The following is a 14,054-nucleotide window of genomic DNA, read 5'->3' on the forward strand; positions in this document are numbered from 1 at the left end:
GCGGCCTTTTTTTTGCCTTTCAGAAAGTAAACATTCCTAAACTCCCCTGATTTTTCACCGCATTGCCCTCCGTTGACTAGGCTTGTTCTTTTGCTGTGAGAGAAACCTATGCTGAAGAATCTGCTTCAAATTTTTTCCAGCCCCGAGCAATTTCTCGGGCTGTTCAGTGCGAAGGATATTGAAAATACGCTGGAGGAGGGCGAGCGTATTCTGATTGATGAAAACGGAACTGCCTCGGTTAATCCGGCGAATCAGGAGATGCAGGAAGATTTCGCCCGGCACGTCAAACGCATGAGCGTGCTGTAATGGCGACGGCGGTCTTCATGGTGTTAATGGTCTGCGGTTACTGGTACACCACCCGCGACATCTCATCACGTTTCAAACTCAAAAGGACATTTGGCTGGGATGTCTATTTTCTGGTGGCGCTCTACGGCTGCATTTTCGTCCTGCAAGGCGTGCTGATGATTGCGCTGGGTTATATGGCTCTGTGGGGAATTTCAGAAATCGTGAACGCCATTCCGGCCACGGTTTATGCGCATCAGAACGTTCATTACCACCGCGATTTTATCAACTGGAGTTTCTTAGGGATCCAGGCCCCGGTTGTCATCATGCTCGGCATTTCGGTAATGCTTTGTCTGGTGCGCACTACCTGGTCGCCGGGATTGCGGCTCAATACCGCCGGGCGTAAGCAGTTGTACAAACAGCTTACCCGCGCCAACGGCGTTGAAGGCCTTTTGTACCAGTGCATGGAACAGGGCGATATGGTGTTTATTACGCTCCAGTCACGGCGAGTGTATATCGGAATGGTACACACGGCGCGCTGTGAAACCTCATCGTCAGATAACGTCGTGGTGATCCCGATGGTCAGCGGTTACCGCGACAAAGACACTCTGGAGCTGCGCGTTGAGCATAACTACGCCCGGTATTATCAGGAACATGGCGTGACGCCTGTTTCGAAACCGGTGAATGCGCTGAATTTCAGGAAGGTGATTTTGCTCAGCCAGATAGAAACATTGTCACTGTTTGACCCGTCGAGCGCCTGTGCATTTGAGAAGCTGATCCCGATCGTTACGGAAGAGGCAGAAAGAAAGGTGGGAGAAAAGGACGCCTGAAATCAGGCGTCGCAGCAGGATTAACGCTTAAACGATAGTAAAGCGGAATTCGCTCAGCCCTTCGATCCCGCCGGTGATCACATCACCGCGCACGACCGGGCCGACGCCCGCAGGTGTACCGGTGTAAATCAGGTCGCCGGGTTTAAGCTCAACGGCCTGTGACAGATAACTGATCACATCCGCGACCTGCCAGATTTGATCACTTAAATCGCCGCGCTGACGTTTTTCGCCGTTCACATCCAGCCAGATTTTGCCGGCGGCAGGATGTCCGGTCTGGCTGACCGGCAGCAGCGGGTTCGCCGGTGCGGAATCATCAAAACCTTTGGCGAAATCCCACGGACGGCCCAGTTTTTTCGCCTGAGCCTGAATATCACGACGGGTTAAATCCACGCCCACGGAATAGCCCCAGACGTGAGAAAGCGCGTCTTCGGCTGCAATATTTTTCCCGCCTTTTGCCAGCGCCACCACCAGCTCCACTTCATAATGCAAATCTTCGGTCAGCGTAGGATAGGGCACATTGCCGATGGCCGGGATCACCGCGTCTGCCGGTTTTGCAAAGAAGAATGGCGGCTCGCGGTCAGGGTCATGACCCATTTCGCGGGCGTGCTCAGAATAGTTACGGCCAACGCAATACACGCGGCGTAAAGGGAAACGCGCACTCTGGCCTTCAACGGCCAGAGAAGGCGTTTTGGGTACGGCAATTACAAATTCGGTCATCGTATTCACTTCACAAAGTTAACGTATTTTCATATTTGCAAAGCGGACACCGGTTGACCAGTAAATTGTTGTTACTGATCAATGTCGGACGGTCAGGATTTGTAACGCGGTGCCGGATGTGACTGGCTGAACACCGGCACCATCACGCTGCGGCGCGCTTCGAAATCAATCCATTGCTGTTCATCCTGCAACGGTGGAATGGTGATTTTTTCCTTGCGGTCAAAGCCCAGCAGTGCGGCATCAACCAGTTCGCCGACTTCCATCACGCCGGAAATTTCGTCGATATTCTTGCCGGAGCGTTCCCAGATTTCTGTGCGCGTTGCGGCGGGCAAGACGGCCTGCACGTACAAACCGCGTTCTTCCAGTTCGAACTGCAATGTCTGGCTGAAGGTCAGCACGAAAGCTTTTGTCGCGGAATAGACCGCGGCGCGGGCTTCCGGCATCAGCGCCATCACCGAGGCGATGTTAATAATCGCGCCGTCTTTGTGTTTCAGCAGGCCATCCAGCGCCACGCGGGAAAGGCGGGCCACAGACGTGACGTTCAGGGTAATCAGATTTTCAATGGCATCGGCATCGCTGTTCTCGAAGCCGCCTTTCAGGGAAGCCCCTGCGTTGTTGATCAGCAGTGTAATTTGCGGGTTTGCGCGGATGAAATCTTCGACGCGAACCAGATCCTCAGAACGGGTCAGGTCTGCAGGCAAAACGGTGACGTTTGTGCGGTACTCCTGTTGCAGACGCTCTGCCAGGGCATCCAGTCGTGCAACGTCGCGCGCCACCAGAATCAGGTCATAACCGCGTTTCGCCAGACGGTCAGCATAAGTCGCACCGATACCGCTGGATGCGCCGGTGATTAAAGCGACGGAGTGTGAAACTTTTGAATCAGACATGGCAGAACCTCTCAGGAATGTGAATGTAGTTTAATTATGAAACCAGATGATTTTTAGCACTGGTGGTTTTATAATGCAACCAGATTTTGTAAACCGCCCTGAGCAGGAAGTGCCATGAAACGAACCCGACTGGAAAACACGCCATGCCCGGCAGGCCGCGCGCTGGATTTGATAGGTGACTGGTGGACTCTGCTGATTGTCCGCGATGCGATGCACGGTGTTTCGCGGTTCAGCGAATTCCAGCGCAGCCTGGGCGCGGCGAAAAACATCCTCAGCACGCGCCTCAAAGCGCTGGTAGCCGAAGGCATTCTGAAAGTGGAACCCGCCGCCGACGGTTCGGCGTATCAGGAATACATCCTGACAGAAAAAGGCCACGCGCTGCGCCCTGTGCTGATCGCATTAGGACAGTGGGGAAGTGAATACCTGTTCGAAGAAGGCGAAGCCTGCACCCTGATGGTCGACACCAAAAACCGCCAGCCCCTGCGCAAAATCGAACTGCGCGCACAAGACGGGCGAATACTGGAAGATAACGAAATTACAGCGATAGTCCCTCAAATCCACACTGATTAATTTTTTGAGAAAGCCACTGGTACGCTCAGAAATTTTGCAGATGAGTTCCCCAAGAAATGTCCACTGGCGCGCTCAGAAATTTTGCTGACCGGGGGTTCGAGACCTGTGGCTCGAACCCCCGGGGAAGGAACCGCGCAGCGGCAAGATTTCGCGTCACACGCCGGAGCAACGGAACATGTCCATCGTCCCAGCGGTAGCGCCTATTTAAAAAAACGCGGGAGTCCAGAGGGAGAAGGTTTATTCTCCCTCTGGTCGGTGTGGGCCGACGCCCACGGTCTTGACCTTGACCTGGAATTGCCAACCCCAACCCCAACCGCTACCGCGCAATTCTCTCATGCCAGTACTTCGTAAACTCCTCCTCCCCGTTCAGACTCACCACCATGTCGCCGCTGACGATAAAGTGGGTCAGGTCGCTGCGCAGCTCGAGCGTTATTTCCGCCTCCATCCACCAGCCTTCACGCCCCATTTTCATGGTTTGCGTCAGCAGATAGCGCGCGGAAAGCGGGTCACTGTTACTGACCGTCAGCTCGCGGCGTAAACCGTGATCGACCGTCGTATCGATATCATCGAAACGGTAAACCCCTTCACCGAATACGCCGCCGACGCCGTGGGTTACGCTGGTCCAGCTGTCAGTCAGGAAATCATAAGTGATGTTGCGGTCAACGCGTCCCGGCGACAGCACGGTCTGCGGAGTGAGCGGGGCGCTTTGCGGTTCGGCGATCGGGCCATCAATGGATACCGGCTGTTCGCAAACCGGCAAACTCAGTTGTGCGCTGTGCAGATCTACCGTCAGCGTCGCGGCTTCAGCCATCGGCCAGATCATCGGCCAGAACGTGGTTGCCAGCGAGAGTCGCAGGCGATGTCCGGCGGCAAAGCGGTGAGCAATGCCATCCAGCTGTACCGGTACTTTGACTTTTTGCCCCGGTACGAGCGGTACAGATTTATCGTGGCCGTGAAGATGCGCCAGATTCAGCCAGCCGTGCGTGACGCGGTTTACCGCGCCTTCCGGTGAAACGTCTGAAAGGCGCACGTAAAGCATCGCCGCCGGTTTATCACTGCTCAGCTCCACCGTGAATTCCGGAAAACCGAAGATGGACAGCGGTTCGGCCAGCGGTTCGCCGTCAAAGATTTCCGCCATACCGTCGTCAACGCGCTGATCCGGCGGCATTTCACCGGGCACGCCTGCGCCCATCCATTCCCCGGCCATCAGCCCGTGATTTTGCGGGGTACAGATATTGATGACGCCTGCATTGGCGTCCGGCTGAGTATTCAGCTGGCCGCGCGAAAGCCAGCGGGGCATGTAGTTAATATTGCTCGCGGTGCCGCGATCAAACCCCACCCATTCACCTTTGCTGACCGGACGCATCGCCGAAGGCGGCTGGCTGTCCTGCAACCAGGTCTGAATCATCGGGCCTTCCATCGCGCCGTTTTGTTCACCCTTCAGCCAGTGATCCCACCAGCGAACCGCTTCCTGCAGGAAACCGATCGCCGGTTCCGGCGTGCCGTCCTGCGGATAAATATGCGCCCACGGGCCGAGGATAGCGCGGCGCGGAACCTGCAAATTGTCCATCAGGCGGAAAACGGCATTGCTGTAAGCATCCGCCCAGCCGCCAATCGCCAGCACCGGGCATTCAATGGCTGACCAGTCTTCGCACACTGAACCGTGCTGCCAGTATGCATCGCGCAGCGGATGTTCCATCCACAACGCCGGGAAGAACGGCATGTTTTCCAGACGGTTAAGCCAGTCGCCATACCAGCTTTCGCCGACCAGCGCCGGGTCGGCAGGGCGGCTCTGGTACGCCAGCATAATGCCGCCCCACCAGAGGTTATCGTTAAGCAGGCAGCCGCCTTTGTAATGGATGTCGTCGCGGTAGCGGTCGTCGGTAGAACAGACGGTAATAATGGCTTTCAGGGCGGCAGGACGGCGTGCGGCGACCTGCAATCCGTTAAATCCGCCCCAGGATTTGCCCATCATGCCGACGTTGCCGCTGCACCAGTTTTGCCGGGTGATCCATTCGATGACTTCCAGCGCGTCGTCCTGTTCCTGTAACAGGTATTCGTCAGCCAGCAATCCGTCGGATTCGCCGCTGCCGCGCATGTCCACGCGCACTACCGCGTAACCGTGACCGGCAAAGAAACCGTGCATCGGCTCGTCACGCGTGCGGGTTCCGTCGCGTTTGCGGTACGGGATGTATTCGAGAATGGCCGGAACCGGCTGGCTTGCAGCGTCGTCCGGCAGCCAGAGGCGGGCGGCGAGGCGCGTGCCATCGCTCAGCGGGATCCACAAATGTTCGGTCACGGTGACGGCGTGAGGGAATTCGGTCACGATGCGTTTGGTGGTCATAAGACTCCTGTCGAAGAAAGGGCTGCCGCAGGAAGCGCGGTGCCGCGCAGGGCGAGAACGTCGTCCAGCCAGCTGGTGCGCATTTCCGGTACGGATGTCAGCAGTTTTTCGGTGTAGCTGTGCATTGGCGCGCTGAATACCACGTCGGTATCGCCGCTGGCGACAACCTGGCCCTGATACATGACCGCGACCTGATGGGCGATGCGTTTCACGGTGCCCAGATCGTGTGTGATGAACAGGTATGACAGCCCGAGCTGTTCCTGTAAACGGCGCAGTAAATTCAGCACTTCTTCCGCCACCAGCGGATCGAGCGCGGAGGTGGCTTCGTCACAGATAATCAGTTCCGGCTGCGCTGCCAGCGCGCGGGCGATACAGACGCGCTGTTTCTGCCCGCCGGAGAGTTCGCCGGGACGACGGTCAATCAGCTTTACCGGCAGCTCGGTCAGGCGCAGCAACTCTTCCACGCGGTCGCGAACCTGCTTTTTGTTCATCCCGAAATAGAAACTCAGAGGACGGCCAATGATATCCAGCAGCGTCTGGCGCGGATTAAGCGCCACGTCAGGAAGCTGATAAATCATCTGCATCCGGCGCAGGGTTTCTTTGTTGCGCTTCTGGTAATTGTGCGAAAGCGCCATGCCGTCGAAGTCCACCGAGCCTTCGGTGTCCGGTAACAGACCCACCAGCGCCCGCGCCAGCGTACTTTTTCCGCTGCCGGATTCACCGATAATCGCCAGCGTTTTGCCGCGCGGGAGTTGCAGGCTGACATCATGTACCACGCGTTTGCCGTTATAACCGGTACTGAGTTTCTTCATGGTCAGCAGCGGCTGGCCGGAAGATTCATGGCCGCCGGTCAGTGGCGTCAGCGCGTGTTCACGTTCCGCGACCAGCCTGCGGGTGTAATCCTGCTGCGGATTTTCCAGAATGGTTTGCGTGCTGCCGGTTTCCACTTCCTTGCCGTGACGCAGCACCATAATGCGGTCGGCGAGCTGCGCGACAACGGCCAGATCGTGCGTGATGTACAGCGCGGCGGTGTTAAATTCACGCACCAGTTTGCGCAGCATCACCAGCACTTCAATTTGCGTGGTGACGTCCAGCGCCGTGGTCGGTTCGTCCATGATCAGCAAATCCGGTTTACAGGACATCGCCATCGCGGCCATTGCGCGCTGAAGCTGTCCGCCGGAAAGCTGATGCGGATAACGCTTGCCGATGTTTTCCGGATCCGGCAAATCCAGTGAGCGGAACAGCGAAATCGCCCACTGGCGGCTTTCTTCTTTGTTCATCAGACCGTGGCGGATCGGGCCTTCGCAAACCTGTTTTTCGATGGTCAGCGCCGGGTTAAACGAGGCGGCGGCGCTTTGTGCGACATACGCCACGCGCTTGCCGCGCCATTCGCGTTTAACGTGTGAAGGCTGAGAAACGATATCGGTGCCGTCCAGTATCACTTCACCGCCCGCAATCCGGCAGCCCTGACGCGCATAGCCCAGCGCCGCCAGCCCGATGGTGGATTTCCCCGCACCGGATTCGCCTATCAGCCCGAGCACTTCGCCCGCCGCCAGCGTCAGGGAAATGTCCTGAACCAGCGGAGAACCGTCGAGAGTTTCGATGCGCAGGCTGCGCATTTCTAAAATTGTCCGGGTCATGCTTCATCTCCATGCGGCAGGCTGTTACGTGCCAGCAGCCAGTCAACCACCAGATTGACGCCAATGGTCAGCAGCGCAATCGCCGCCGCCGGATAAAGGGGCGCAAACTGGCCGAAGTTAATCGCCTGCGCGTTATCACGCACCATGCTTCCCCAGTCCGCGTACGGCGGCTGAATGCCTAAACCTAAGAAACTCAGGCCCGCGATGAACAGGAACGTGAAGCAAAAACGCATACCGAATTCGGCAAGCAACGGCGGCAGGGCGTTTGGCAGAATTTCCCTGAACAGCACCCAGCGCAGGCCTTCGCCGCGCAGACGCGCCGCTTCAACATATTCCTGGCAGACAATCGCCTGCGCCACCAGCCGCGCCAGACGGAACACGCGGGTGGCGTCGAGCAGGGCGATGGTCAGCACCAGAACCGGAATCGAGGTGCCCATTACGGACAATACAATCAGCGCGAAAATCAGCACCGGAATCGACATCACGGTATCGACAATGCGCGAAAGCACGGTATCCACCCATTTGCCGTAAATCGCGGCGGTAAAACCGGTGACGATGCCGATGATAAACGAGCTGAAGGTGATGGTCAGGGCGATGGCAATTGTCGTGCGCGCGCCAAATAAAATGCGCGAAAGCATGTCGCGCCCGAGGCTGTCAGTGCCAAACGGCGTGGCGGCAGATGGCAGCAGCCAGATATCGCCAACCTGTTCGGTTTCGCTGTGCGGCGCAAGCCACGGCGCGAAAATGGCGGCGAAGAGATTCACCGCAATAATCACAATGCCAATCCAGGCCGACAGCGGGATGTTAATGAAATACCGGTTCATGCTGTCCCTCTTTTAGCGCGCATGGCGCAGGCGTGGATTACACCAGATCGCCAGTAAATCGGCGGTGGTATTGAGAAAAATGTAGGTGCCGCCAAACAGCAGACCGCAGGCCTGAACGACTGGCAGGTCGCGCTTGGTGACGGCGTCCACCATGTACTGGCCGATGCCCGGATAAACAAACACCACTTCCACCAGAATGACGCCGACCACCAGATACGCCAGATTGAACGCCACGACGTTGATGATCGGCGCAAGAGCGTTGGGCAGGGCGTGCGAGACCACAATACGCCAGCGCGGAATGCCTTTGAGCACCGCGCTTTCGATGTACGGGCTGGACATCACCGCCGTCACCGACGCACGCGTCATGCGCAACATATGTGCCAGCACGACCAGCGTCAGCGTGAGCATCGGCAGGGTGCAGACGTAAAGCCGGTCGGGGAACGAGGATGAACTGTCGACCATCGCCAGACTCGGGAACCACGTCAGGCGGATAGCAAAGGCGATCACCAGAATGTAGCCGACGAAAAACTCCGGCACGGAAATGCTGATGAGCGTGAGGGTATTCGCCAGCCGGTCGAACACGGAACCGCGCCAGATGGCGGACGCAATTCCTAAACCGACCGCCAGCGGAATGGCGATCACGGCGGCGTATCCGGCCAGAAACAGCGTATTTGCCAGACGTGGCAACAGCTCGTCGCTGATGGCGCGACCATTGGCCAGTGAATGCCCGAGATCCCCGTGCATAATCCCCGCCAGCCAGTGCAGATAACGCAGCACCGAGGGTTCATCCAGCCCCAGTTGCAGACGCAGCGCCGCCACGGTTTCCGGCGTCGCGCTTTGCCCTAAAATCGCGGTAGCAACGTCGCCGGGCAGCATTTCTGTGCCGATAAATATCAGCACAGAGACCAGCCACAGCGTGATAATGCCCAACAGGACCCGCTGTAAAATCCGTTTTTTCATCATGCCTCCAGCCAGACGCGCTCGGCCAGACGACCACCCATGAAGTTGAACATCGGATGCGGTTTGATGCCGCCGACTTTTTTGCTGGCGGCATCAAGATAATCACCAAACAACGGGATCATCGCGCCGCCGTTGTCGCGCACGATGCTTTGAAGCTCGCCGTAGATTTCCGCGCGTTTGCTTTCATCGAGCAACGAACGTGCCTGAAGCAGCAGGGCGTCAAACTTTTCATCTTTCCAGTGCGTGTCGTTCCACTTGGCGGTGGACTGGTACGCGGTTGAAAACATCTGGTCAGCCGTCGGGCGTCCGCCCCAGTAACCCATGCTGAACGGCGCTTTCATCCACACGTCGTCCCAGTAACTGTCGGCAGGCTGGCGCTTGATATTGACCTGAATGCCACCCTTCTGCGCCTGACCCTGGAACAATGCGGCGGCGTCGAGCGCACCGGCAAAGGCGGCGTCAGACGAAGACAGCTCGACTTTCAGGTCGGTTAATCCGGCTTTTTTCAGGTAAAACTTTGATTTGTCCGGATCGTAAACACGCTGCTCGAGGCTGTGGTTGAAGAAGCGGTCGGTTTTCGGGATCGGGTGATCGTTGCCCAGCGAGCCGTAGCCGCGCAGGACGGTATCAAGAATTTTCTGGCGGTCGATGCCGTGTTTAATCGCCATGCGCACGTCGTTGTTGTTATACGGCGCGACGCTGCAATCCATCAGGAATGTAAAGTGCTGGCCGCCGGAGGAACGGATAATGTTCAGGGCCGGGCTGCGTTTAAGGAAATCGACGGTTTTGAAATCGACGCGGTTAATCGCGTGAACCTGACCGGAAATCAGGGCGTTGGTGCGCGCGGTCGGGTCGTTGATCACCAGCACTTCCACGGCGTCAACAAAGGCGCGATCCGGCTTCCAGTAATTCGGGTTACGTTTGAACAGTGAGCGCACGCCCGGTTCGTACTGATCAAAGATAAAACCGCCGGTGCCAATCGGGTGCGACCAGTCGGTGAAGCCCGCGGGCACGACCACCAGATGGTAATCCGCCAGCAGGTACGGCAGGTCGGCGTTGCCGCTGTCGAGCGTAATCAGAATCTGGTTGTCGCCCTGTTTGGTCAGGCCGGTAATCGGTGCCAGCTGCGTTTTGATGGCGCTTTTGGATTTGTCGCCGCGGTGCAGGTTGATGGAGTAAAGAATATCGTCGGCGTCCAGCTTTTTGCCGTTGTGGAAGGTGACGCCATCACGAACGGTAAACACCCATTCGGCTGCGCCCGGTTTAGCTTCCCACGCGGAGAAGAGTTCAGGCGTGGCTTTGTTATTTTCATCAATTTCAATCAGGCCGTTCATCAGCATATATGCCTGGTTGAGCGGCACCCAGTCGCTGAATAACGTCGGGTCGAGCGTATCACTGGTATTTCCGCCTGACATACCCAGTTTTAATATGCCGCCCTTTTTCGGTTCAGCGGCGAAAACAGAGAAAGGTGAGAAGCCCATGGCACTGGTAATACCCACAGCGGAAGCGCTGGTAATAAAGCCGCGACGGCTAAGTTGTGCATCCTGCATTAATTTCGTCAAAGGGGAATTATTATCTTTCATTAATTTTCTCCATAGTACGTGCTGGAATTTTATAGGTGCAGGCGAAATACTCCGGGTGTTTCAAAGGGGCGAAATGGATTGCCCTGATGATTTATATCAAAACCCCCTGCGGAACTTGCATGAGAATTTATCATGAGGGTATGCGAAAAATGCGCGGCAGAACACCCTGAAAAGCTTTATTTTTCTGAGCTATCAATGTCTGGAAAGGGAAGTGACCGGTGGAACTGCATACGGTTGTCGGCTTAATTGGCGTGTTTTGCTACCTTCTGGCTTATGCGCTGGTTCAGATGCGCAGGCTAGCGGTTGATGCTAACAGTTACGCCTATCTTAATATAATCGGCGGTGTATTTGGCCTGTATTCTTTAAGCCATGATTTTAACCTTGCATCTTGTATTTCGCAGTCATGCTGGTTGCTGTTTACATTACTGGGCATGAATTCGGCGAGAAAACGCAGAATTCTGGAGAAAAATAAAATCCCACCGGCGGATGTCAATTCATAATATTTTATTATGACGTCAGATTATTATTATTTTTAACGCCTCCCCCTGCGAAGGGGGAGGTTGGGAGGGGGTTTAGCAGGCCACTGAGAAGCTTAAACCAACACCCCATCCCGGCCTTCCCCTCGTGAGAGGGGAAGGAGCAAGACTACGGCTGTTTCAGCCAGTTAATGACTTTGTGCACGATGGGCTTCAGGTATCTGTCCTGCGGCGTCAGCATGTAGCATTTTCCGGCTGCGGCCAGTTTACCCGGGTGCGCGGCGACCAGCTGTCCGCTGTTGATGTAATCCTGCACCAGACCTTCCCAGCCCAGAAGAATGCCATCGCCCAGCACCGCCGACTGCACCAGAAACGGGTAGTTGTTGGCGCGCCATGTCCGGCGCGGGGTGACGAAAGTGACATCCTGTGAGGCGAACCAGTCGCGCCAGCCGGTCCATTCCCGCTGCGGATCATCCTGAATCAGCAGGGTTTGTTCCAGCAAATCCGCCGCGCTGGCACGGGCGGGCAAACGGCTGAAAAATTCCGGCGAGCACATCGGATAACAGACCTCATCAAACAGTGCCTGCACGTGATAGCCGGACGGTGGCTCGCGAAGATAGAAAATAGCCAGATCAAATTCTGATGACTTGAGCTCTGAAAAGCTGTCGGAAATTTTCATCTGGATTTGCAGGTCCGGCATCAGCTGGCGCAAAGAAGACAGGCGCGATGACAGCCACAGGCCGCTCATGGCGCTGGTACAGGCCAGCGTCACCTGCGGCAAACCGTTCCAGCCCATGACTTCGGCCGTTGAAAGCGAGATATCACCGAGCAGTTTTCTGACCTGATGCGCGTAAGTTTCACCGCGCGGTGTGAGCGTGGTTTTACGCTGCGCCCGCTGGAAAAGTTTACAGCCGAGCATTTCCTCAAGCTGAATAATCTGGCGGCTGATGGCGCTTTGCGTGAGGTTCAGCTCGTCGGCCGCCCGGGAAAAACTGCAATAACGCGCCACACATTCGAAGGCCACCAGGGTGTTGAGCGGCGGTAACGGTTCTATCTGCACAGTGAGGAGTTCTCCGGGATGCGTTTAGCAGCTTTCCAGCATGTATGAAACCATCTGCCCGACCTGCTGAACCGCGCGTTCAGTTTTGGCCGCCAGAGGCTGAGCATAGTTAATGCGCAGGCAGTTGCGGTATTTCCCTGAGGCGGAAAATATCGAACCGATCGCAATTTGCACAAAATGTTCTTCCAGCAGCCGGTTCAGCCGCTGCGTATCCACGCGTTCGTCGAGTTCAATCCACAGCAGGAACCCACCCTGAGGACGGCTGACCCGCGTGCCGCACGGAAAATATTTCATCACCCAGTCGGTCATGGTGCACAGATTACGCTGGTACTGATTACGCATTCTGCGCAGGTGCTGAAGGTAATGACCCTGCTTGATGAAATCCGCGATGGCGATTTGCGGCAGCGTGGCCGACGCGCCGGTGGTGATGTATTTCATGTGCAGGGCGCGGTCATGATAACGGCCCGGCGCAATCCAGCCGACGCGTAAACCGGGTGCCAGCGTTTTGGAGAATGAGCTGCAAAGCAGCACGCGGCCGTCGTCGTCAAACGAGGTAATGGTTGCCGGGCGCGGATACTGATACGCCAGTTCGCCGTAGACATCGTCCTCGATAATGGCGATATCGTAACGCTGTGCCAGCCGCAGCAGCGATTTCTTGCGGTCATCCGGCATGTTGTAGCCGAGCGGATTGTTGCAGTTTGGCGTGAGCTGGATGGCTTTGATGGGCCACTGTTCCAGCGCCATTTCCAGTGCTTCCAGGCTGATGCCGGTGACCGGGTCGGTCGGAATTTCCAGCGCCTTCATGCCAAAGCCCTTCAGGGTTTGCATCGCGCCGTGAAAACTAGGGGAATCCACCGCCACAATATCGCCGTGTTCGCAAACGGAACGGATGGCGATAGACAGCGCTTCGTGACAGCCGGTGGTGATCAATATGTTGCTGGCATCCATATGGCTGCCGCTGTCGATCAACAGGCGTGCAATCTGTTCGCGCAGATCTTCGGAGCCGTAAATGCTGTCGTAGTGAAAGGCGTTGAGGTTCTGATGTTGTCCGGCACGCCCCATCAGGCGGCTGAGCGGTTTGAGCGTGGCGGCAGTGACGTCCGGTGATCCGCGCCCCAGCTGAACAAAACCGGGAAGATGCGGCGAGGTGATCAGCTCCAGAACCTGATCCCACTGGGAAATTTCCACCGGACGCTGCGCCGGGCGGCACCCGCTTGGCAGCGCCGCCTGCAGGCGGGCTTCTTTGACGAAATAACCGGATTTTGGCCGCGCTTCCACCAGCTGTTTTTCTTCCAGTACGCGGTACGCCTGCTGAACGGTGCTGACGCTGACGCCGTGCTCGCTGCTTAAGACGCGCACTGACGGCAGGCGGATCCCCGCCGGGTACAGCCCCTGTTCGATGCGTTCGCTCAGTACATTCGCCAGATTTTCGTAACGGTTCATTTTCATTCCCTCAACGTCTGCGCAATAAGAGCAGTACAGATGCGTCTAATCTAACGCTGAATCTGTCATTGGATCCAGATCTGTATGGTTGAAATACAAAATAACTGAATCTGTAATGTTTTTGCCGGATGTTAGATCCTGATCACAGGTCGTTAACAGGAGCAGAAAATGAAAAATACCATTGAAGAACGGCAGTTTGCCGCTTGTGAGTCAGTGCGTTGTGCCGAAATTGTTGCACCGGTACAGATGCCGGTTAAGCAGGGCGGATGGGTAAAACAGGTGTTCAGTGTTTTACATGCCTGGAATGAGCGCCGCGTCAGCCGCAAACTTTTGCATGCGCTGAGCCCGGAGCAACTGAAAGATATCGGGCTGGCAAGATCGGATATCGATAAAGAGTATCCGCGCAGCGTCTGGCCGAACTGGCCGAAATAAATGAGA

The 14,054-nt window shown here is 56.5% G+C and carries 14 protein-coding genes; 5 read left to right on the forward strand and 9 right to left on the reverse strand.

What is annotated here, in order from left to right:
- Positions 1 to 108: 108 nt before the first annotated feature.
- Positions 109 to 306, forward strand: a complete 198-nt coding sequence (locus KWG64_RS20395) for a hypothetical protein (RefSeq protein ID WP_195814531.1) — start codon at positions 109 to 111, stop codon at positions 304 to 306.
- Complete coding sequence (locus tag KWG64_RS20400; protein ID WP_218522969.1) at positions 306 to 1,112, forward strand: hypothetical protein; 807 nt, start codon at positions 306 to 308, stop codon at positions 1,110 to 1,112. The genes KWG64_RS20395 and KWG64_RS20400 overlap by 1 nt, the downstream gene beginning before the upstream one ends.
- Before the next feature lie 27 nt (positions 1,113 to 1,139).
- Here KWG64_RS20400 and KWG64_RS20405 read toward each other — a convergent pair whose 3' ends face one another.
- On the reverse strand, positions 1,140 to 1,829 hold the full coding sequence (locus tag KWG64_RS20405) for a fumarylacetoacetate hydrolase family protein (protein ID WP_218522970.1): 690 nt from the start codon (positions 1,827 to 1,829) through the stop codon (positions 1,140 to 1,142).
- 92 nt (positions 1,830 to 1,921) lie between these two features.
- Positions 1,922 to 2,716, reverse strand: a complete 795-nt coding sequence (locus KWG64_RS20410) for an SDR family oxidoreductase (RefSeq protein ID WP_218522971.1) — start codon at positions 2,714 to 2,716, stop codon at positions 1,922 to 1,924.
- A 114-nt stretch (positions 2,717 to 2,830) separates the two neighbouring features.
- Here KWG64_RS20410 and KWG64_RS20415 point away from each other — a divergent pair, with 114 nt between their 5' ends.
- Positions 2,831 to 3,286, forward strand: a complete 456-nt coding sequence (locus KWG64_RS20415; protein WP_218522972.1) for a helix-turn-helix domain-containing protein — start codon at positions 2,831 to 2,833, stop codon at positions 3,284 to 3,286.
- 316 nt (positions 3,287 to 3,602) lie between these two features.
- On the opposite strand, the gene KWG64_RS20420 is transcribed toward KWG64_RS20415, so the two are convergent.
- The 5 genes from KWG64_RS20420 to KWG64_RS20440 are packed head-to-tail and all read right to left on the reverse strand — an operon-like array spanning position 3,603 to position 10,637.
- On the reverse strand, positions 3,603 to 5,630 hold the full coding sequence (locus KWG64_RS20420) for a CocE/NonD family hydrolase (RefSeq protein ID WP_218522973.1): 2,028 nt from the start codon (positions 5,628 to 5,630) through the stop codon (positions 3,603 to 3,605).
- Positions 5,627 to 7,270 carry an ABC transporter ATP-binding protein gene (locus KWG64_RS20425; RefSeq protein ID WP_218522974.1) on the reverse strand — a complete coding sequence of 548 codons (1,644 nt, stop codon included), beginning with the start codon at positions 7,268 to 7,270 and terminating at the stop codon, positions 5,627 to 5,629. Before KWG64_RS20425 ends, KWG64_RS20420 begins: the two co-directional genes overlap by 4 nt.
- Positions 7,267 to 8,094: an ABC transporter permease gene (locus KWG64_RS20430; protein WP_195823002.1), complete on the reverse strand. Its 828-nt coding sequence runs from the start codon at positions 8,092 to 8,094 to the stop codon at positions 7,267 to 7,269. Before KWG64_RS20430 ends, KWG64_RS20425 begins: the two co-directional genes overlap by 4 nt.
- A 12-nt stretch (positions 8,095 to 8,106) precedes the next feature.
- Positions 8,107 to 9,054 (reverse strand): ABC transporter permease, encoded by a 948-nt coding sequence (locus KWG64_RS20435; protein ID WP_195814539.1) that lies wholly within the window; start codon positions 9,052 to 9,054, stop codon positions 8,107 to 8,109.
- Positions 9,054 to 10,637 carry an ABC transporter substrate-binding protein gene (locus KWG64_RS20440; protein ID WP_195814540.1) on the reverse strand — a complete coding sequence of 528 codons (1,584 nt, stop codon included), beginning with the start codon at positions 10,635 to 10,637 and terminating at the stop codon, positions 9,054 to 9,056. The genes KWG64_RS20435 and KWG64_RS20440 overlap by 1 nt, the downstream gene beginning before the upstream one ends.
- Before the next feature lie 218 nt (positions 10,638 to 10,855).
- Here KWG64_RS20440 and KWG64_RS20445 point away from each other — a divergent pair, with 218 nt between their 5' ends.
- Positions 10,856 to 11,137: a cyclic nucleotide-binding protein gene (locus KWG64_RS20445; protein ID WP_195814541.1), complete on the forward strand. Its 282-nt coding sequence runs from the start codon at positions 10,856 to 10,858 to the stop codon at positions 11,135 to 11,137.
- Positions 11,138 to 11,282: 145 nt separating this feature from the next.
- Here the strand turns inward: KWG64_RS20445 and KWG64_RS20450 are convergent, their stop codons facing one another.
- Together KWG64_RS20450 and KWG64_RS20455 are read right to left on the reverse strand one after the other, a co-directional pair.
- Positions 11,283 to 12,173 carry a LysR substrate-binding domain-containing protein gene (locus KWG64_RS20450; protein ID WP_218522975.1) on the reverse strand — a complete coding sequence of 297 codons (891 nt, stop codon included), beginning with the start codon at positions 12,171 to 12,173 and terminating at the stop codon, positions 11,283 to 11,285.
- A 24-nt stretch (positions 12,174 to 12,197) separates the two neighbouring features.
- Positions 12,198 to 13,616 (reverse strand): PLP-dependent aminotransferase family protein, encoded by a 1,419-nt coding sequence (locus KWG64_RS20455; protein WP_195823004.1) that lies wholly within the window; start codon positions 13,614 to 13,616, stop codon positions 12,198 to 12,200.
- A 168-nt stretch (positions 13,617 to 13,784) separates the two neighbouring features.
- Between KWG64_RS20455 and KWG64_RS20460 the strand changes: the two genes are divergently transcribed.
- Positions 13,785 to 14,048 (forward strand): DUF1127 domain-containing protein, encoded by a 264-nt coding sequence (locus KWG64_RS20460; RefSeq protein WP_195823005.1) that lies wholly within the window; start codon positions 13,785 to 13,787, stop codon positions 14,046 to 14,048.
- Positions 14,049 to 14,054: the final 6 nt, after the last annotated feature.

Source organism: Rahnella sp. PD12R (assembly GCF_019200965.1).
GTDB lineage: Bacteria > Pseudomonadota > Gammaproteobacteria > Enterobacterales > Enterobacteriaceae > Rahnella > Rahnella laticis.